This is a genomic window from Cupriavidus sp. GW822-FHT02D05, assembly GCF_058802485.1.
Window position 1 is genome coordinate 189,595 of sequence record NZ_JBXAOE010000011.1, and the last position, 17,985, is coordinate 207,579.

16 protein-coding genes and 1 other RNA gene are annotated in these 17,985 nt (G+C 63.6%); 5 read left to right on the forward strand and 12 right to left on the reverse strand.

Annotated elements, in window-relative coordinates; translation table 11 throughout:
- Nucleotides 1-28 precede the first annotated feature (28 nt).
- The 5 genes from lapB to cmk form a co-directional block, all read right to left on the reverse strand.
- On the reverse strand, nucleotides 29-1,267 hold the full coding sequence (gene lapB / locus AC1RQK_RS16820) for a lipopolysaccharide assembly protein LapB (protein ID WP_492373970.1): 1,239 nt from the start codon (nucleotides 1,265-1,267) through the stop codon (nucleotides 29-31).
- 3 nt (nucleotides 1,268-1,270) lie between these two features.
- Nucleotides 1,271-1,600, reverse strand: coding sequence for a lipopolysaccharide assembly protein LapA domain-containing protein (locus tag AC1RQK_RS16825; RefSeq protein ID WP_492373969.1), 330 nt, complete (start codon nucleotides 1,598-1,600; stop codon nucleotides 1,271-1,273).
- Between the two features lie 205 nt (nucleotides 1,601-1,805).
- The gene (locus AC1RQK_RS16830; protein ID WP_492809944.1) at nucleotides 1,806-2,306 is read right to left on the reverse strand and encodes an integration host factor subunit beta; all 501 of its coding nucleotides are present in this window, start codon (nucleotides 2,304-2,306) and stop codon (nucleotides 1,806-1,808) included.
- 32 nt (nucleotides 2,307-2,338) lie between these two features.
- On the reverse strand, nucleotides 2,339-4,033 hold the full coding sequence (gene rpsA, locus AC1RQK_RS16835; RefSeq protein ID WP_006158411.1) for a 30S ribosomal protein S1: 1,695 nt from the start codon (nucleotides 4,031-4,033) through the stop codon (nucleotides 2,339-2,341).
- Nucleotides 4,034-4,184: 151 nt separating this feature from the next.
- Nucleotides 4,185-4,847: a (d)CMP kinase gene (cmk, locus tag AC1RQK_RS16840; protein WP_492373967.1), complete on the reverse strand. Its 663-nt coding sequence runs from the start codon at nucleotides 4,845-4,847 to the stop codon at nucleotides 4,185-4,187.
- 134 nt (nucleotides 4,848-4,981) lie between these two features.
- Between cmk and AC1RQK_RS16845 the strand changes: the two genes are divergently transcribed.
- Nucleotides 4,982-5,215: a DUF2061 domain-containing protein gene (locus AC1RQK_RS16845; protein ID WP_492373966.1), complete on the forward strand. Its 234-nt coding sequence runs from the start codon at nucleotides 4,982-4,984 to the stop codon at nucleotides 5,213-5,215.
- Here AC1RQK_RS16845 and aroA read toward each other — a convergent pair whose 3' ends face one another.
- The 7 genes from aroA to gyrA form a co-directional block, all read right to left on the reverse strand.
- Nucleotides 5,216-6,526 (reverse strand): 3-phosphoshikimate 1-carboxyvinyltransferase, encoded by a 1,311-nt coding sequence (gene aroA, locus AC1RQK_RS16850; RefSeq protein ID WP_150992216.1) that lies wholly within the window; start codon nucleotides 6,524-6,526, stop codon nucleotides 5,216-5,218.
- A gap of 93 nt (nucleotides 6,527-6,619) precedes the next feature.
- Nucleotides 6,620-7,528 (reverse strand): prephenate dehydrogenase, encoded by a 909-nt coding sequence (locus AC1RQK_RS16855; RefSeq protein WP_492373964.1) that lies wholly within the window; start codon nucleotides 7,526-7,528, stop codon nucleotides 6,620-6,622.
- 140 nt (nucleotides 7,529-7,668) lie between these two features.
- Nucleotides 7,669-8,784, reverse strand: coding sequence for a histidinol-phosphate transaminase (gene hisC, locus AC1RQK_RS16860; RefSeq protein WP_492373990.1), 1,116 nt, complete (start codon nucleotides 8,782-8,784; stop codon nucleotides 7,669-7,671).
- Nucleotides 8,785-8,828: 44 nt separating this feature from the next.
- Nucleotides 8,829-9,968, reverse strand: coding sequence for a prephenate dehydratase (pheA, locus tag AC1RQK_RS16865; RefSeq protein WP_492373963.1), 1,140 nt, complete (start codon nucleotides 9,966-9,968; stop codon nucleotides 8,829-8,831).
- A 117-nt stretch (nucleotides 9,969-10,085) separates the two neighbouring features.
- Nucleotides 10,086-11,246, reverse strand: a complete 1,161-nt coding sequence (gene serC, locus AC1RQK_RS16870; RefSeq protein WP_492809948.1) for a 3-phosphoserine/phosphohydroxythreonine transaminase — start codon at nucleotides 11,244-11,246, stop codon at nucleotides 10,086-10,088.
- Between the two features lie 122 nt (nucleotides 11,247-11,368).
- The gene (locus tag AC1RQK_RS16875) at nucleotides 11,369-11,932 is read right to left on the reverse strand and encodes a DUF2059 domain-containing protein (protein WP_043344476.1); all 564 of its coding nucleotides are present in this window, start codon (nucleotides 11,930-11,932) and stop codon (nucleotides 11,369-11,371) included.
- Nucleotides 11,933-12,013: 81 nt separating this feature from the next.
- Complete coding sequence (gene gyrA, locus AC1RQK_RS16880; RefSeq protein ID WP_253931343.1) at nucleotides 12,014-14,728, reverse strand: DNA gyrase subunit A; 2,715 nt, start codon at nucleotides 14,726-14,728, stop codon at nucleotides 12,014-12,016.
- Nucleotides 14,729-15,186: 458 nt separating this feature from the next.
- Between gyrA and ompA the strand changes: the two genes are divergently transcribed.
- The 4 genes from ompA to ssrA all read left to right on the forward strand — a co-directional run bounded on the left by ompA (nucleotide 15,187) and on the right by ssrA (nucleotide 17,828).
- A complete protein-coding gene (gene ompA, locus AC1RQK_RS16885) occupies nucleotides 15,187-15,846 on the forward strand; it encodes an outer membrane protein OmpA (RefSeq protein WP_492373962.1) in 660 nt (219 codons plus the stop codon).
- Between the two features lie 111 nt (nucleotides 15,847-15,957).
- Nucleotides 15,958-16,707 (forward strand): bifunctional 2-polyprenyl-6-hydroxyphenol methylase/3-demethylubiquinol 3-O-methyltransferase UbiG, encoded by a 750-nt coding sequence (gene ubiG, locus AC1RQK_RS16890; protein WP_459373108.1) that lies wholly within the window; start codon nucleotides 15,958-15,960, stop codon nucleotides 16,705-16,707.
- 2 nt (nucleotides 16,708-16,709) lie between these two features.
- Nucleotides 16,710-17,381, forward strand: a complete 672-nt coding sequence (gene gph, locus AC1RQK_RS16895; protein ID WP_416047841.1) for a phosphoglycolate phosphatase — start codon at nucleotides 16,710-16,712, stop codon at nucleotides 17,379-17,381.
- 88 nt (nucleotides 17,382-17,469) lie between these two features.
- Nucleotides 17,470-17,828: a transfer-messenger RNA gene (gene ssrA, locus AC1RQK_RS16900) on the forward strand.
- The last annotated feature ends 157 nt before the right edge of the window (nucleotides 17,829-17,985 follow it).

Below are 17,985 nucleotides of genomic sequence, written 5' to 3' on the forward strand. Positions count from 1 at the left end.
AGCAGCAACATCGACATCGGCGCCAGCATCAGCCGAGCGCCTCGGAACGGCGCGGTGCGTAGGTTTCCCAGCGGTTGCAGCCAGGGCACTGCCAATAGAACAACCGGGCGCGGAAACCGCACTCGCGGCAGGTATAGCGCGCCAGGTTACGCGTGCGGTGCTGCAGCAGGTCGCGAATCGCCGACACCTCCTGCTCATGTTCGACATCGTGCGCGGAGCCCGCCGGCTCGCCGTCAGCCGCATCGGCCGCATCGGCCGTGACAGCCACGCTGGCTTGCGCTACCTCGGCGGCCTGCGCCTCAAAATACTTGGTCAGCGCCTGCAACGACGGCTGCCGGCGCAATTGCTCTCGCATCAGGACGGCCGCGGCATGCGCGCCGTGCTGCTCCAGCTCGGCGCGATAGGCACTATCGAGCAGCTCGGCAGCCAGGTTCGTCTTCAGCAGTCCGCGCAGCCACTCCAGCGCCTGGCCATCGTCGCCGAGCTGGCGGTACGCTTTGACCACCCGATCCGCCACCAGCGGCAGGTAAGACGCGTCCTGCTTCTCGATGCCCAGCCAGTGGCCAAGCGCGCCTTGCGCGTCGCCCGCGGCCATGGCCACATCGCCCAGCAGCATCGGCGCACGCACATTGGCGGGGTTTTCCTTGGCAGCCTGCTGCAGCCAGCCAATGGCGTCATCGGGCTGCTTGCGCTGCAGCGCGTCCTGCGCCAGTTCGCAGCAGAACTGCGCGATCTGCACACTGTAGTCCTTCTGCTCCAGCGGCTGCAGCTCGCGTGCCGCGTCGATGGCTTTCTTCCACTCTTTCTCGACTTCGTAGAGCTCCAGAAGCACATGCTTGGCCGGGGCCGCGTACGGCCCTGACATCAGCCGGCGCAGCGATTCCTCCGCGCGATCAAGCAGGCCGGCACGCAGGAAATCCTGGCCCAGCTCATAGAGTGCGTGTTCGCGCTCGGCATCGGGAAGATCCTGGCGGCTAGCCAGGTTCTGGTGCACGCGGATGGCGCGTTCGGTTTCACCACGCCGGCGGAACAAAGCGCCAAGCGCAAAGTGCAGCTCGGTGGTCTCGGGGTCCAGGCGCACCACCTCGATGAACGCGTCGATGGCTTGGTCGGGCTGCTCGTTGAGCAGGAAATTCAGCCCCTTGAAATAGGAGCGCGGCAGCGCGCCCTGCTCGCTCATCAGCTGGCGCGCATCGAAGCGGGCAGCCATCCAGCCGAGGCCGAAAATGAGCGGCAGCGCCAGCAGCCACCAGGTTTCAAAAATCATGGGTCAGACTTTCGGGCCAACTACGTTGTAAGGAATACCGGAACCTGCCGCGGCCTGTGGGTCGCGCGCACCTTCCGCCGACTGGCTGCGCGCCTCGCCCAGCGCACGCCGCAGCCGGCCCGCCTCCATGCGCTGGCGCATCAGCACGGGCGCCAGCGCAGCGAGCGCGGCGAGGATGCCCAGCCCGAACGCGGCCAGCAAGATCAGGATCAGCGGCGCGCGCCAGACGGCATCAAAAAAGAGTTGCAGTGAGACGTCGGCGGTATTGCGCAGCGCCAGCACGAACAGCAGCGCGAACAGGACGATGCGGATGATCCAGGCGACAAGTTTCATGCGGGCTTCATGCGGCAGATGGGATGAATCGGACTCCGGTGATGCGGACGTCGGCGGGCGGTGCCCCCTCGGTGGATTCCCGGCATTGTAGCGGAATCGCCTCGCGCCAACGGTAACGTCTTGTATGCTCGCACAATGAAAAAGCGCCCCGATAAGGGGCGCTTTTTTGACTATCCAGGCACATCACAAGCCAAACGCAGCGGATTCAGGACTGGGCCAGCTTCAGCCCGCCATCATCATGCAAGGCGTTGCCGGCAGCGGCTGCCGGCTTCGCCGGGCCAGGCGCGGTCACATGACCTGCACCAGCCGTAGCGCCATGGCCATTGCTGCCGCCGCCATGGGTGCCGCCATTCGCATTGCCGTTGCCAACGAGACTTCCGTTGGCATTGGCGCCAGTGCCGCCGCTACCTGCCTGCGGCAGCGCCGGGCTGCGATCGACTCGTTCACGCAACTCCTTGCCCGCCTTGAAGTGCGGCACCCGTTTCTCGGGCACCAGCACACGTTCGCCGGACTTGGGGTTGCGTCCCACGCGCGGCGGACGCCGGTTCAGACCAAAACTGCCGAATCCGCGAATCTCGATGCGGTGGCCATCAGCCAGCGCTTCGGACATCGCGTCGAGGATCGTCTTCACCGAGATGTCCGCATCCCGCAGCAACAGCTGCGGGAACCGGGCAGCCAGTTTTTCGACAAGCTCGGACTTGGTCATGGGCATCCGCTAGCAGGCGTAAGAACCAATGCTTACTGGTTGTCCTGGCCGAGCTTGGCCTTCAGCAGCGCGCCCAGGTTGGTCGTGCCAGCCGTGCCGGTGTCGGCAGCGAACTTTTGCATGGCTTCTTGCTGCTCGACGTTGTCCTTGGCCTTGATCGACAGGTTGATGTTGCGCGACTTGCGGTCGACGTTCACCACCAGGGCGGTGATTTGTTCGCCTTCCTTCAGCACGTTGCGAGCATCTTCCACGCGGTCAGCCGAGATTTCGGATGCGCGCAGGTAGCCTTCGACGTCATCAGCCAGTTGCACGACAGCGCCCTTGGCATCAACAGTCTTGATCGTGCCGTTGACCAGGGAACCCTTGTCGTTAGCCGAGATGAAGTTGTTGAACGGGTCGCCCGACAGCTGCTTGATACCCAGCGAGATGCGCTCCTTGTCGACGTCGATGCCCAGAACCACGGCTTCCACTTCGTCGCCCTTCTTGTACTTGCGCACGGCTTCTTCGCCGGTTTCTTGCCAGGACAGGTCGGACAGGTGCACCAGGCCGTCGATGCCACCGGGCAGGCCGATGAACACGCCAAAGTCGGTGATCGACTTGATCTGGCCGCCCAGCTTGTCGCCCTTCTTGTGGTTACGGCTGAAATCGTCCCACGGATTGGCCTTGCATTGCTTCATGCCCAGGCTGATACGACGCTTGTCTTCGTCGATATCCAGAACCATGACTTCGACTTCGTCGCCCAGCTGGACAACCTTCGACGGAGCGACGTTCTTGTTGGTCCAGTCCATTTCGGAAACGTGGACCAGGCCTTCGATGCCGGCTTCGATTTCAACGAATGCGCCGTAGTCGGTCAGGTTGGTCACCTTGCCGAACAGGCGGGTGCTTTGCGGGTAACGACGCGAGATGCCGACCCACGGATCTTCGCCCAGTTGCTTCACGCCCAGCGAGACGCGGTTCTTCTCTTGGTCGAACTTGAGGATCTTGGCGGTGATTTCCTGGCCAACCGACAGCACTTCGCTCGGGTGACGCACACGACGCCATGCCAGGTCGGTGATGTGCAGCAGGCCGTCGATGCCACCCAGGTCCACGAATGCGCCGTAGTCCGTGATGTTCTTGACGATACCGTTGACGATAGCGCCTTCCTTCAGGGTTTCCATCAGCTTCTGGCGCTCTTCGCCCAGGGTCGCTTCCACAACGGCGCGGCGCGACAGCACCACGTTGTTGCGCTTGCGGTCCAGCTTGATGACCTTGAATTCCAGGGTCTTGCCTTCGTACGGCGTGGTGTCCTTGATCGGACGCACGTCGACCAGCGAGCCCGGCAGGAACGCGCGGATGCCGTTGACCATGACGGTCAGGCCGCCCTTGACCTTGCCAGTGACCGTGCCCGAGATGATTTCGCCGTCTTCCAGCGCCTTCTCGAGGTTCAGCCACGATGCCAGGCGCTTGGCCTTGTCGCGGGAGAGAATCGTGTCGCCATAGCCGTTCTCGAGCGCGTCGATGGCCACGGAGACGTAGTCGCCGGCCTGCACTTCGAGTTCGCCCTGGTCGTTCAGGAACTCCTCCACCGGCACAAAGGCTTCCGATTTGAGGCCGGCGTTGACGACCACGAAATTGTGGTCGATGCGCACGACTTCAGCGGAAATCACTTCGCCAGCCTTCATATTGGAGCGGGCGACGGATTCCTCGAACAGTGCGGCAAAGGATTCGTTAGTTTGCAGGTCGGACATAAACTTGAGTATCAATCCGCAGTACTCGGGCCGGCGCGTGGATCGCGCTCAGTCTGCACCGGGCAGCGGGGTCAGGTTGAACAACACCGGCGGATCTGCGCTTGCAGGCTCTGCCGGCACTTCGATGTTGCAGCGGCTCGACTAGCGCGGGTCAGGAACCCGGCGCGCCATACCAATGCAGCACCTGCGCCACCGCCTGATCCACCGTCATGTCGGAGGTATCGAGCAAGTGCGCATCCTCTGCGGGACGCAGCGGCGCGGCCGTGCGGGAGCGATCCCGCTGGTCGCGCGACTCAAGGTCTCGCAAAAGGTCTTCGATATTAGCAGAAATTCCCTTATCAATCAATTGTTTATAGCGCCTGCGAGCGCGCGCCTCGACACTTGCCGTCAGGAACACCTTCAGCCTGGCGTCCGGGAAAATCACGGTGCCCATGTCGCGGCCGTCGGCAACCAGGCCCGGCAGCTTGCGAAAACCGCGCTGCAACGCCGTCAGGGCGTCGCGCACCGGCTGGTGCACGGCGATCGCAGAGGCCCTATTGCCGGTGGCTTCCGCGCGGATGGCCAGGCTGACCTCTTCGCCGCGCAGCCAGACACGGTCAGGCCCGAACTTCACATCGAGGCGGGTAGCCAGGCTGGCCAGCCCCTCCACATCCTGCATGTCGATGCCCGCACGCTCGCTGGCGAGCGCCACCAGGCGGTACAACGCACCGCTGTCCAGCAAATGGAAGCTGAGCGCGTCGGCCACCTTGTGCGCTACGGTGCCCTTTCCCGATGCGGTGGGCCCGTCGATGGTGATGACGTCGACGATAGTCATTGTTTATTAATACAGAACAAAATATTGATTTCTTAAATCAATTGGGAATCATTAGCATGTAGTTCATGACAGGCACCGGACAAAATCGCGGGCCCAAGCAGCAAACAACCGACATCTTCGCGAGGCAATCTACCATGGCTAAGACCCTGTCGTTCGGCATCATGCACGTTGTCATTGCCTTTGGCGTCACTTATGCCCTGACCGGCAATCTGGCTGTCAGCGGCGCCGTGACCTTCATCGAACCGGCAGTCAACACTGTGGCGCATTACTTCTTCGACCGCTACTGGGAACGGCGCGAACCCGTGGCGAAGCACAAGACCCTGCCCCAAACCGGGCGCGGCGCCGATGACCTGCCACTGGCCGCGTGATCAGCGCGCCACCGCGCCAAACACCTCGAAGTAATCCGGGAACGTCTTTGCAACGCAGCCAGGCTCGTTGATGCGCACCGGCAGCGGACCGAACGCGGCCAGCGAAAAGCACATCGCCATGCGGTGGTCATCGTAAGTATCGATGCCGGCGGCCGGGGTCTGCCAGGCGGATTGGGCCGGTGGCGTCACCTTCAGGTAATCCGCACCCTCCTCCACTTCGACGCCTAGCTTGCGCAACTCGGTGGCCATGGCGCTGATGCGGTCGGTTTCCTTGACTCGCCAGCTGGCGATATTGGTTAGCGTAGTAGGCCCCTCGGCGAACAGCGCCGCCACCGCCAGGGTCATGGCGGCGTCCGGAATATGGTTGCAGTCCAGCTCGATGCCGTTCAAGCGGCCATCGTCGCGCTCGGTGCCGCGGACCTCGATCCAGTTGGCGCCGGCCATCACGTTGGCGCCCATGCGGTTAAGCGCCTCGGCAAACTTGACGTCGCCCTGGATGCTGGCCATGCCCACGCCCTCCACCCGCAGCGGGCCGCCGCCGATGGCGCCCGCAGCCAGGAAGTATGAGGCCGAGGACGCGTCGCCCTCGACAAAAATTTCGCCCGGCGAGCGGTATGCCGCGCGAGCCGGCAGGATGAAGCGTGACCAGCCCTCGCGCCGGATCTCGATGCCAAAGCGCGCCAGCAGGTTGAGCGTGATCTCCACATAGGGCTTGGAAATCAGCTCGCCCACCACTTCGATCTCGATGGTGTCGCCAGGCGCATCGGCCAGCGGCAAGGCCATCAGCAACGCCGTCAGGAACTGGCTGGACACGTCGCCACGCACGCGGATCGGCGCATCGATGCGAATCCGTGCGGGAGAAATCTGCAAGGGCGGATAGCCCTCGGTGCCAAGGTAGGCGACGCTCGCGCCAATCTGGCGCAGACCATCGACCAGATCGCCGATCGGCCGCTCATGCATGCGCGGCACGCCGGACAGCTTGTAGCTCCCGCCCTGCAGCGCCAGCGCCGCGGTCAGCGGGCGAATGGCCGTCCCCGCATTGCCCATGAACAGCTCGGCTGCCTTGTTGGGAAATTTGCCGCCCACGCCGCGCACCACGCAAGCACCTTCCTCCTGGCGCCATTCCACGCCCAGCGTGCGCAGCGCCTGCAGCATCACGCGCGTGTCATCCGAGTCGAGCAGGTCGCACACGCGGGTCTCGCCCTCGGCCAGCGCCGCCAGCAACAGGACCCGGTTCGAGATGCTCTTGGAACCCGGCAGGCGAACCGTGCCCGAAGCGCGAGTGAAGGGACCGAGCGTGAGATGTTCCATGGTTTCCATGCTAGTTGGCGGGCGGCTTTCGATGAAAGGCGTGCCGCTTTCGTTGGTGACGTGGCGTTCGTGTAGCGCCGGATTGCGTGGCGATCAGGGCTCGGCGTTGACAGCCGGCGCGCGCTGCGCGCCCCATTGCTGCCGCACCTGGCTGGCGCGCTGGAAAATACGTTCCAGGCCCTCGCCGTTGCTGTTTTCGATCAGGGTCTTCAGATGCGCCAGCATGGCCTGGTAGGTGCTGAGCTCACTCAACATCGCCTCGCGGTTGCCAACGCAGATATCGCGCCACATCTCCGGCGACGACGCCGCGATCCGGGTGAAATCCCGGAAGCCGCCGCCCGCGAAATCGAGCTTGAGCGCCGCGTCTTCGGCATTGGCCACCTGGGCCACCAGCGCATAGGACAGCAGGTGCGGCAAATGGCTGACGGCGGCAAACACGGCATCGTGCTGCACGGCCGACATCACGCTGCACTGGGCGCCCGCGGTCTCCCACATGGCGCGCACGGCCGCAACGTCAATGCGGCTATTTTCCTGCAGCGGGCACAGCACGACTTTCTTGCCAACATAGAGATCGTCCAGCGCCGCTTCCACGCCATGCAGTTCGCGCCCGGCAATCGGATGCGCCGGCACGAACTGGGCCGCCTTGTCGCCCAACGCGGTCTTGGCCGCCATGATGACGTCGGACTTGGTGCTGCCGGCATCCGTGATGATCGTAGCTGGCTCCAGATGCGGCTCAAGTGCATGGAGCAGCGCAAAGGTCTGCGCCACCGGCGCGCACAGCACGATCATGCTGGCGCCCTTGGCGGCGTCTTCCAGCGTGGCCGCCTCGTCAATCACGCCCAGCTTGAGCGCTCGCTCGAGCGAAGCTTGCGAGCGGCCGACGCCGACCACCGTGCCGACCGCACCTGCGCGCTTGAGCGCGAGTGCCAGCGAGCCGCCGATCAGGCCGACGCCGACAATGACGACACGGGAAAAAAATGGAGCGGACGCAGGAACGGTCACGGGGATACGCTGCCAGGCAAGGAAGTTCGGGAATCCGATATTGTAACTTCTCCGCCGGAGGGCGGCGCCGCCATTGCGCCTTTGCGCGAGCTTGCATGCCACCGGCCCGCAGAGGGCCGGGGCATTGCTTGCAACAGTGCTTACTTGAGGGCCTTTTCCAGCGCCGCGATAAACGCCGCGTTTTCCTCGGGCAGGCCGATGGTGATACGCAGCCATTGCGGCAGGTTGTAGTTGCCCACCGGCCGTACGATCACGCCCTGCTTGAGCAGCGCCAGGTTGACGCGCGCGCCGGCGCCATCGTCCCGCCCCACGCGCACCAGCACGAAATTGCCCGAGGACGGCACGTATTGCAGGCCAAGCCGGTCGAACGCCGCCACCAGTTGCGCCTTGCCGGCACGGTTCAGCTCGGCGCTGCGCTGCAGGAAGGCCGCATCGCCCAGCGCCGCCACCGCCGCTGCCTGGGCCAGGCTGTTGACATTGAAGGGTTGGCGGATGCGGTTGAGCAGATCGGTCAGCGCGGGCTGCGCCACGGCGTAGCCAATGCGCAGCCCGGCCAGGCCATAGGCCTTGGAGAAGGTGCGCGATACCAGCAGGTTGGGATACTTGCGGACCCACGCGATCGAATCGTACTGCTGCGCGTCGTCCAGATATTCGTTGTAGGCCTCGTCCAGCACCACCACCACATCGGCCGGCACCTTGGCCAGGAAGGCCTCGATCTCGGCGGCCGGCAGGAAGGTGCCGGTCGGGTTGTTAGGATTGGCGATAAAGACCAGGCGCGTGTCCGGGGCGATGGCCTCGGCCATGGCGTCGAGATCGTGGCCGTAGTCGCGCGCCTTGACCTCAATGGCGCGCGCGCCGACTTCCTGCGTGGCCAGCGCGTACACCGCGAAAGAATGCTCGGCATAGACGATCGACTCGCCCGGCTTGACCAGCGCATGCGCCGCGATTTCCAGGATATCGTTGCTGCCGTTGCCTAGCGTGAGCCAGTCGGCCGGCACGTCGAAGCGGGCCGACAGCGCGCCCTTCAAGGCGAAGCCGTTCGCGTCCGGGTAACGGCCCAGGTCGGCCACGGCGGCAGCGATAGCGGTCCGGGCCGATTCGGGCATGCCGAGCGGATTCTCGTTCGAGGCCAGCTTGACGATGGTGGACTCGACCAGGCCAAACTCGCGCGCCACTTCGGAAATCGGCTTGCCCGCCACGTACGGGGAAATCGCCCGCACATACTCGGGACCGAACTGCTTGCCCTGCTCTGCCATGTTCATTCCTTCTCTGAAACGTTGTTCGCGGATCGCCGATCCTGTTACCGGCTGGACGGATACGAGCCCAGCACCTTGAAGTAAGCCGCGTTGCGGCGCAGCTCTTCCAGCGCGCGCGCCACTGAAGCATCGTGCTGGTGGCCTTCGACGTCGACGTAGAAGTAGTACTCCCACGCGCCGCTGCGCGCGGGCCGCGACTCGAACCGGCACATCGACACGCCGTTGTCGGCCAGCGGCGCAAGCAGCTGGTAGACCGCACCGGCCTTGTTGGGCACCGAGAGGATCATCGAGGTCTGGTCGCTGCCGGAGGGCTCGGTCTCGTAGCGGCCGATCACGGCGAAGCGCGTGCGGTTATGCGGATCATCCTGGATGTGCGTGCGCACCAGATGCAGGTGGTAGCGATTGGCCGCCGACTCGCCGGCGATGGCCGCCACGGTGGGATCCTCGCTGGCCATGCGTGCCGCTTCCGCATTGCTCGACACCGCCTGGCGCTCCAGGTGCGGGTAGTTGGCCGTGAGCCAGTGCTGGCACTGCGCCAGCGCCTGCGCATGCGCGCGCACCACGGTCACGCCCTTCATATCGGGCGACGACGCCATCAGGTTGTGGTGCACCTTCAGCGCGATCTCGCCACTGATCTTCAGCGAGGTCTGCAGGAACAGGTCCAGCGTGCGCGAGACCGCGCCCTCGGTGGAATTCTCCACCGGCACCACGCCGTACTCAACGGTGCCGGCTTCCACCGCGCGGAACACCTCATCAATACTGGGGCAGGGTACGCCGCTGACCTCGTGGCCAAAGTGCGCGTACAGCGCCTGCTCCGAGAACGTGCCTGCCGGGCCGAGGAAGGCCACCTCGAGCGGCTTCTCCAGCCCGCGGCAGGCCGACATCACTTCACGCCAGATTGCCGCCACGCTGTCGTCTAGCAGGGGGCCGGGGTTGGCCCCCTGCACCTTGCGGATCACCTGCAGCTCGCGCTCGGGACGGAACACCGGCGCGCCGTATTTCTTCTTGACCTCGCCCACATCGAGGGCGAGTTGCGCGCGGCGGTTCAGCATCGCCAGCAGTTCGCGGTCGAGCGTGTCGATCTGCTCACGCAGCGGCGTCAGCTCGACGCCCAGCGCCTTTTCGGCCGCGCCATTGTCCTGCTGCGCCTCCCCCTGCACGCCTTGCTTGTCTTGATTTGTCATTGTATGAATCCGCTACGCCACGCCATTGCGCAGTGCCAATGGCAGTGAAATGGCCTTGGGAAAAACCGAATCGGCACCGCTGCGGCATCGCCAAGCGATGCCGCAGCGAACAAAGGATCAGGCCGCGGTCCGCTCGAACTCGCGCATGTACTCGATCAGGGCGGCAACGCCCTCGATCGGCATGGCGTTGTAGAGGCTGGCGCGCATGCCGCCGACCGACTTATGGCCCTTCAACTGCACCAGGCCATTGGCGCGCGCGCCTGCCAGGAAGGCGTCGTTGCGGGATTCGTCGGCCAGGAAGAACGGCACGTTCATGCGCGAGCGGCTGCCAGAATCGATCTCGTTGCGGTAGAACGCGCTCTGGTCGAGGAACTCGTACAGCGCGTGCGATTTGGCGATATTGCGTTGCTCGATGGCGCCTACGCCGCCTTGCGCCTTGAGCCACTTGAAAACCAGCCCGGCGATATAGATGGAATAGGTCGGCGGCGTGTTGTACATCGAGTCATGCTCGGCCACCAGGCGCCAGTTGAAGGCGGACGGGCACAGGGGATGCGCATGGCCCAGCAGGTCTTCGCGCACGATCACGATGGTCAGGCCGGCCGGCCCGATGTTCTTTTGCGCGCCGCCGTAGGCTACCTGCACGCGCGACCAGTCGACCGGGCGCGACAGGATGTGGCTGGAAACGTCGGCGACCACGACCGGTCCGCCGTCGCGGTGCTGGCCGATGTCGGGCACGTCCTGGAACTCCACGCCAACGATGGTTTCGTTGGTGCACAGGTGCACGTAGGCAGCATCGTCCGACAGCTTCCAGTCAGCCACATCCGGGATGCGGGCGAACTTTTGCGCGATGCTGGTGGCTGCGATATTCACCTCGCCGTAGCGGCGCGCTTCCTGTTCGGACTTGACCGACCAGGTGCCGGTGACGACGAAATCCGCCTTGGGACGATCCGCGTTCACGCGGCGCATCAGGTTCAGCGGCACGATGCCGTTTTCGCCGATGGCACCGCCCTGCAGGAACAGGATGCGGAAGTTCTTCGGCACCTGCAGCAGTTCGCGCAGGTTGGCCAGCGCCTCGGCCTGGATGCTCTCGAACTCGCGGCTGCGGTGGCTCATTTCCATCACCGACACGCCGGATCCGTGCCACGACAGCATCTCGTCGGCTGCCTGCAGCAGCACTTCGGTCGGCAGGGCCGCCGGACCGGGCGAGAAGTTATAGACACGCTCGGCCACGGCGCGCTGCATCATGGCGGCAAGTGCTGGATTCTGGGGTTCGTTCATGGATCGAGATGGAAATGAAAAATGGCTGCCGGTATTACCCAAGCAGCCATTATCCATCAAACCCGCGCCAGATTGGGGAGGCGAGGACAGCGCCCCGCCCGCCCAGCCTGCCCGCCGGCGAATTACTTCGCCGCGGCGGCGATTTCCTTCTCGGCGGCGTCGCGCATCGACTTGCCGACTTGCGGGCCGTACTTTTGCATCATCGAGCCCCAGATTTCCTGGGTCGCCTTGCCCTGGTTAGCCATGAACTTCTGGCCGGTCGGCGACTTCAGGAACGTGGTCAGGTCCTTGATTTCCTGGGCGCTGTAGTACTTGCCGAAGGCGTCGTAGTGGGCCTTCATGGCATCGGTCTTGAAGCCATCGGTGGTGAACGCCGTGCCGGCACCATCGACCATGCGCTGCACCGCGCCGTTCTTCTTGAGCTTCTCGACGGCAGCCTGCTTTTGCTTGTCGTTGAGCGTCTTGTTCTCGACCAGTACCTGCTCCAGGACCATGGGCGCTTCCTGCTTGGCGCCTTGCTGCCAGTTCTCGGCCTGGCCCTTGACGGCCTGGTCGGCTTGCATCACGGTCAGCAGTTCCTTGATGGCAGCGGTCTTGTCGGCGTCCTGGGCATGCGCCGCGTTGGCCAGCATCATGGCCGGTACGAAGGCAGCCAGAACAGCGATACGTCGATAGGTTTTGAGCATTGTGACTCCCTTGTAAATATGTCCGTTTTAGTCCCGCAGCCGGCAATCGAGTTCCGGATAACGGGTCAATGTTGCAACAACTTACGAATTTGATCCTGTGTCAGGTGTGCCGGCGTCGGTGCCGTCCTGCGCACCTGCCTGCTCACCGTCGGCAGCCGGAGCCGCCGCATCCACCGCGTCAGCCCCTTCTTCGAGTTCGTCGCCCGCCACACCGTTGTCGGCATCGCTTTCGACGATTCGCTGCAGGCCGGACAGCTTGGTGCCCTCGTCCACATTGATCAGGGTCACGCCTTGCGTGGCACGTCCCATCTCGCGGATTTCAGACACACGTGTGCGGATCAGCACGCCGCCGGTCGTGATCAGCATGATCTCGTCCTCCGGCGACACCAGCGCGGCAGCCACTACCCGGCCGTTGCGCTCGCTCGTCTGGATCGCAATCATGCCCTTGGTGCCACGGCCATGTCGAGTGTACTCGGCGATCGGGGTGCGCTTGCCGTAACCGTTTTCGGTGGCGGTCAGCACACTGCCCACTGCGACGGCCTGCTCGCTGGTCTCAGCCGGGGCCACCAGCATGGCGATCACGGTCTGGCTTTCTTCCAGGTTCATGCCGCGCACGCCGCGGGCCTGGCGGCCCATCGGACGCACGTCGTTTTCGTCGAAGCGCACGGCCTTGCCGGAATCCGAGAACAGCATCACGTCGTGCTGGCCGTCGGTGACGGCAGCGCCGATCAGGTAGTCGCCCTCATCGAGGTCGACTGCGATGATGCCGGCCTTGCGCGGGTTCGAGAACTCGGTCAGCGCCGTCTTCTTGACAGTGCCGCGCGCGGTGCTCATGAAGATGAAGTGCTCGGCGTCGAACTGGCGCACCGGCAGGATGACGTTGATCTTCTCGCCATCGGACAGCGGGAACATATTGACGATCGGCCTGCCGCGCGAGTTGCGCGACCCCTGTGGCACCTCGTACACCTTCAGCCAGTACAGCCGGCCGCGGTTCGAGAAGCACAGGATGTAGTCATGCGTGTTGGCGACGAACAGCGTGTCGATCCAGTCGTCTTCCTTGGTGGTGGTCGCCAGCTTGCCGCGGCCGCCGCGCTTTTGCGCGCGGTACTCGGAAATCGGCTGGCTCTTCATATAGCCACTGTGCGACAGGGTCACCACCATGTCCTGCGGGGTGATCAGGTCCTCGGTATCGAGCTCGGTGGCGTTGAGCTCGATGTGCGAACGGCGCAGGTCGCCAAACTCGGCACGGATGGCGGTCAGCTCGTCGGTGATGATGGTGCTGATGCGCTCCGGGCGCGACAGGATGTCGAGCAGGTCGGAGATGACCGCCATGACATCGCGGTATTCCTGGACGATCTTGTCCTGCTCCAGGCCCGTGAGGCGCTGCAGGCGCATCTGCAGGATTTCCTGGGCTTGCGAGTCGGACAGGCGGTACAGCCCGTCGGCTTGCATGCCGAAGATGGCCGGCAGACCGTCCGGGCGGTAGGACGCCCGGCCGCCGGCGGTGTCGCCTTCAGCGCGTGCCAGCATTTCGCGCACCAGGCTGGAATCCCAGGCCTTGGCCATCAGCCCTTGCTTGGCGATGGGGGGCGTGGGCGCCGCCTTGATGATCGCGATGAACTCATCGATGTTGGCGAGAGCCACCGCCAGGCCCTCCAGCACATGGCCGCGCTCGCGCGCCTTGCGCAGCTCGAACACGGTGCGGCGGGTGACGACCTCGCGCCGGTGCGACAGGAAGCAATCCAGCATCTGGCGCAGGTTCAGCAGGCGCGGCTGGCCATCGACCAGCGCCACCATGTTCATGCCGAAGGTGTCCTGCAGCTGGGTGTGCTTATATAGATTGTTCAGCACCACTTCCGGCACTTCGTTGCGCTTGAGCTCGATCACCACGCGCATGCCGGATTTGTCGGACTCGTCGCGGATATCGGAGATGCCCTCGACCTTCTTGTCCGTCACCAGCTCGGCGATGCGCTCGAGCAGGGTGCGCTTGTTGACCTGGTAAGGCAGCTCGTCGACGATGATCGCCTGGCGCTGGCCACGGTCGATATCCTCGAAGTGCGTCTTGGCGCGCATGACGACGCGGCCGCGGCCGGTGCGGTAGCCTTCGCGCACGCCCTGGATGCCATAGATAATGCCGGCGGTCGGGAAGTCCGGCGCCGGAATCAGCTCGATCAGTTCGTCAATCGTAGCTTGCGGATTACGCAGCAGATGCAGGCAGCCATCGACCACTTCGTTAAGGTTATGCGGCGGGATATTGGTGGCCATACCCACCGCGATACCCGACGAACCATTAATCAGCAGATTCGGGATGCGTGCCGGCAGAATCAGCGGCTCATGTTCGGAGCCGTCATAATTCGGCCCGAAATCGACAGTTTCCTTATCGATATCGAGCAGCATCTCGTGGGCAATCTTGGACAGGCGGATTTCGGTATAACGCATGGCTGCCGCGTTATCCCCGTCCACCGAACCGAAGTTACCCTGGCCATCGACCAGCATGTAGCGCAGCGAGAAATTCTGCGCCATCCGCACGATCGTATCGTATACAGCAGTGTCGCCGTGGGGGTGATACTTACCAATCACGTCCCCGACGATACGGGCCGATTTCTTGTACGGCCGGTTCCAGTCGTTGTTAAGCTCATGCATCGCATAGAGCACACGCCGGTGTACCGGCTTCAAGCCATCCCGCACATCGGGAAGCGCGCGCCCGACGATCACGCTCATGGCGTAATCGAGATAGGAACGGCGCATTTCCTCTTCGAGGGAGACCGGAAGGGTTTCTTTGGCGAATTGATCCATTGCGGCGTGGGTTATCCGGCGAATTTAAACAGAAGGCACCCAGGTGAATCGCCATTCGCCAAAGCGGCGTCTGACAGGTGGGCAACGTGACATTCTAACATGCGCGGCTGCCCTCTCCCGCAGCCGCGGCGCCCCCCTTGGCAGGGGCTTCGGCAGCGCCCGGAAAGCACGCGCAAGGCCGAGTCGAAAATCCTGCAAGCACGGCCTGACAAGGGTTTGCGGGCATCGCAAGGGCCATGTTGCACAAACACCACAGGCCTAAAACCCATTGATGGAATCGAATATATTTACTTCTTAGGAAACGACCCTTGTGGCACAATTCCCCAGCGAAGAGCCAGACATTGTTCGAAGTGGAGCATACACCGCATCGAGAATGTTATACTCCGAAGAATGTATGACTTGTTTCCGTCCATTTGCTCGCAGTAACCCTGCGGTGATCTCATCCTGAGAGGAGAAATATGAAAAAATTTGCCAAGCTCGCGCTCGTTGCAGCTACCGCAGTAATGGCTGCATCCGCTCAAGCCCAGTCCGTCCCCTACGAAAAGAAGGCTGTGAACGATAACTGGGGCAACGGTACGAGCGAGTACGTGTGGAAGAACGGCACGAACGAGCTCTGCTGGCGCGACAGCTCGTGGACCCCGGCCACCGCCAACGCCCTGTGCGATGGCGCCCTGGCTCCGGCGGTCGCTCCGGCTGCCCCCTCGGTGGCACCGGTTGCTCCTCCGGTTGTTTCCAGCGAAAAGGTCACTTTCGCTGCTGACACCCTGTTCGATTTCGACAAGGCTGTGCTGAAGCCGGAAGGCAAGGCTAAGCTGGACGACCTGACCTCCAAGCTGTCGGGCATCACCCTGGAAGTGATTATCGCAGTTGGCCACACCGACTCGTTCGGCTCGGACAAGTACAACGATCGCCTGTCGATCCGTCGTGCTGAAGCCGTCAAGGCCTATCTGGTCAGCAAGGGCGTGGAAGCCAACCGTGTCTACACGGAAGGCAAGGGCAAGCGTCAGCTGAAGGTTGACCCGAAGTCGTGCAAGGGCAATCGCAAGGCACAAATCGCCTGCCAGCAGCCGAATCGTCGCGTGGAAGTCGAAGTGGTCGGCACCCGCAGCGCACGTTAATCGGAACCTTTCCGATGAAAGAAAGCCCAGCGCAAGCTGGGCTTTTTTTTTGATACAGTCGCAGCATACCCTCCGCTTTCACGCTGCCGCCCTGGTGGCGCGCCAAACTCCATGACGCAGATATCCTCCCCGCTCCATCCGACCGTTGAAACTACCTTGATCGGTAAGAACGCCGACGCACGCGAAATCGACAAATTCAGCGAGCTGGCCCATCGCTGGTGGGATCCGGAAAGCGAGTTCAAGCCGCTGCACGAACTCAACCCCCTGCGGCTCGGCTGGATCGACGGCATCGCCAGCCTCAAGGGCAAGGACGTGGTCGACATCGGCTGCGGTGGTGGCATCCTGGCGGAGAGCATGGCGCGCACCGGCGCCACCGTGCGCGGCATCGACCTGTCCACCAAGGCACTGAAGGTCGCCGACCTGCACAGCCTGGAATCCGGCGTGACAGTGACCTACGAAGAGATCGCTGCCGAAGCGCTGGCGGCGCGCATGCCCGCCAGCGTCGATGTGGTGACCTGCATGGAAATGCTGGAGCACGTGCCCGACCCGCAATCGATCCTGCGCGCCTGCGCCACGCTGGTACGCCCGGGCGGCTACGTGTTCTGCTCCACGATCAACCGCAACCTCAAGGCCTATCTGCTGGCCGTGGTCGGCGCCGAATACGTGCTCAAGATGCTGCCGCGCGGCACGCATGACTACGACAAGTTCATCACGCCGTCCGAACTCGCCCGCTACGCCCGCAACACCGGGCTCGAACTGGTCGAGATGCGCGGCATGACCTACAACCCGCTGACCCAGGTCTACTCGCTGGGCCGGGACACCGATGTGAACTATATGATGGCATTTCGCCGGCCCGCCTGAACATGCGCACCTACGACGCAGTCTTCTTTGATCTCGACGGCACGCTCGCCGACACCGCCCCCGACCTGGCCGCGGCCGCGAACCGGCTCGTCACCGAGCATGGCCGCCCGCCCGTGGACTACGAGAAACTCCGCCCCGTGGCCTCGCACGGCGCACGCGGCCTGATTGGCGCCGCCTTCGGCAAGAGCCCGGCCGACCCAGAGTTCCCCGCCCTGCGCGACACCTTCCTCGATTACTACGAGGCCGACATCGCGGTGCATACGCGCCTGTTCGATGGCATGGCCGAGGTGCTGGACGCGCTGGAAACCGCCGGCATCCGGTGGGGTATCGTCACCAACAAGATCACGCGCTTCACAGCGCCGCTGGTCGCCGCCATCGGACTGGCGCCGCGCGCCTCAGCCGTGGTCAGCGGCGACACCACGGCGCATGCCAAGCCCCACCCCGCACCGCTGCTGCATGCCGCCGAAGTCAGCGGCGTGGCGCCCGGGCGCTGCGTGTACGTTGGCGATGACGTGCGCGACATCCAGGCAGGCAAGGCCGCCGGCATGATCACCATCACCGCGGCCTACGGCTACTGCGGCGATGGCGAACCGCCCGAGGCATGGGGCGCCGACTACCTGGTGCGCCATCCCAGCGAGCTGATCGCGCTGCTGGCCCCTGGCGCACAGCGCTGACGCGCGAGGCGGCACGGCAGGCATTTACACCTGAAGCCGCCGACGGGGTACAATCTGTCTTCTTGACACTGTTCACACAGTTCACGCAGGGGCCGACCTGGTTTCGACGTGGGTTACAAAGCAGTGGAGGGCATACCGAGGACCCGTCACCTCGTTAATCAATGGGAATGCAATAACTGCTAACGACGAACGTTACGCACTGGCCGCTTAATTGCGGCCGTCCTCGCACTGGCTCGCTGGCGGGCTAGAGTCGCAAGACTACGCGAGGTCATTAACGCCAGATAAGCCCTGAGTTTGTCACGGACCTAGGGACGAAAATTTAGTGACTCGCCGTTGTAGAGCGTGTCCGTCCGCGATGCACCGGTTAAATCAAATGGCAGGACTAAGTATGTAGAACTCTCTGTGGAGGGCTTGCGGACGCGGGTTCGATTCCCGCCGGCTCCACCAATATTCAGTCCTGGTTATTTCCAGGACTACCGAAACCCCGGGGATAGGCATCCTCGGGGTTTTCTTTTTTCCGGCTTTGATAATGAGGGTGGCGCAAAGCCCCCACTACCCCAAAAAAATTGCTGCAAAGGCGGGCAATTTCCGCCGAATTAAGATT

Bases quoted from the DNA above. Each gene is read 5' to 3' on its own strand.
- lapB (WP_492373970.1), bottom strand. From the start codon at position 1,267: ATGATTTTTGAAACCTGGTGGCTGCTGGCGCTGCCGCTCATTTTCGGC.
- AC1RQK_RS16825 (WP_492373969.1), bottom strand. From the start codon at position 1,600: ATGAAACTTGTCGCCTGGATCATCCGCATCGTCCTGTTCGCGCTGCTG.
- AC1RQK_RS16830 (WP_492809944.1), bottom strand. From the start codon at position 2,306: ATGACCAAGTCCGAGCTTGTCGAAAAACTGGCTGCCCGGTTCCCGCAG.
- rpsA (WP_006158411.1), bottom strand. From the start codon at position 4,033: ATGTCCGACCTGCAAACTAACGAATCCTTTGCCGCACTGTTCGAGGAA.
- cmk (WP_492373967.1), bottom strand. From the start codon at position 4,847: ATGACTATCGTCGACGTCATCACCATCGACGGGCCCACCGCATCGGGA.
- AC1RQK_RS16845 (WP_492373966.1), top strand. From the start codon at position 4,982: ATGGCTAAGACCCTGTCGTTCGGCATCATGCACGTTGTCATTGCCTTT.
- aroA (WP_150992216.1), bottom strand. From the start codon at position 6,526: ATGGAACATCTCACGCTCGGTCCCTTCACTCGCGCTTCGGGCACGGTT.
- hisC (WP_492373990.1), bottom strand. From the start codon at position 8,784: ATGGCAGAGCAGGGCAAGCAGTTCGGTCCCGAGTATGTGCGGGCGATT.
- pheA (WP_492373963.1), bottom strand. From the start codon at position 9,968: ATGACAAATCAAGACAAGCAAGGCGTGCAGGGGGAGGCGCAGCAGGAC.
- serC (WP_492809948.1), bottom strand. From the start codon at position 11,246: ATGAACGAACCCCAGAATCCAGCACTTGCCGCCATGATGCAGCGCGCC.
- AC1RQK_RS16875 (WP_043344476.1), bottom strand. From the start codon at position 11,932: ATGCTCAAAACCTATCGACGTATCGCTGTTCTGGCTGCCTTCGTACCG.
- gyrA (WP_253931343.1), bottom strand. From the start codon at position 14,728: ATGGATCAATTCGCCAAAGAAACCCTTCCGGTCTCCCTCGAAGAGGAA.
- ompA (WP_492373962.1), top strand. From the start codon at position 15,187: ATGAAAAAATTTGCCAAGCTCGCGCTCGTTGCAGCTACCGCAGTAATG.
- ubiG (WP_459373108.1), top strand. From the start codon at position 15,958: ATGACGCAGATATCCTCCCCGCTCCATCCGACCGTTGAAACTACCTTG.
- gph (WP_416047841.1), top strand. From the start codon at position 16,710: ATGCGCACCTACGACGCAGTCTTCTTTGATCTCGACGGCACGCTCGCC.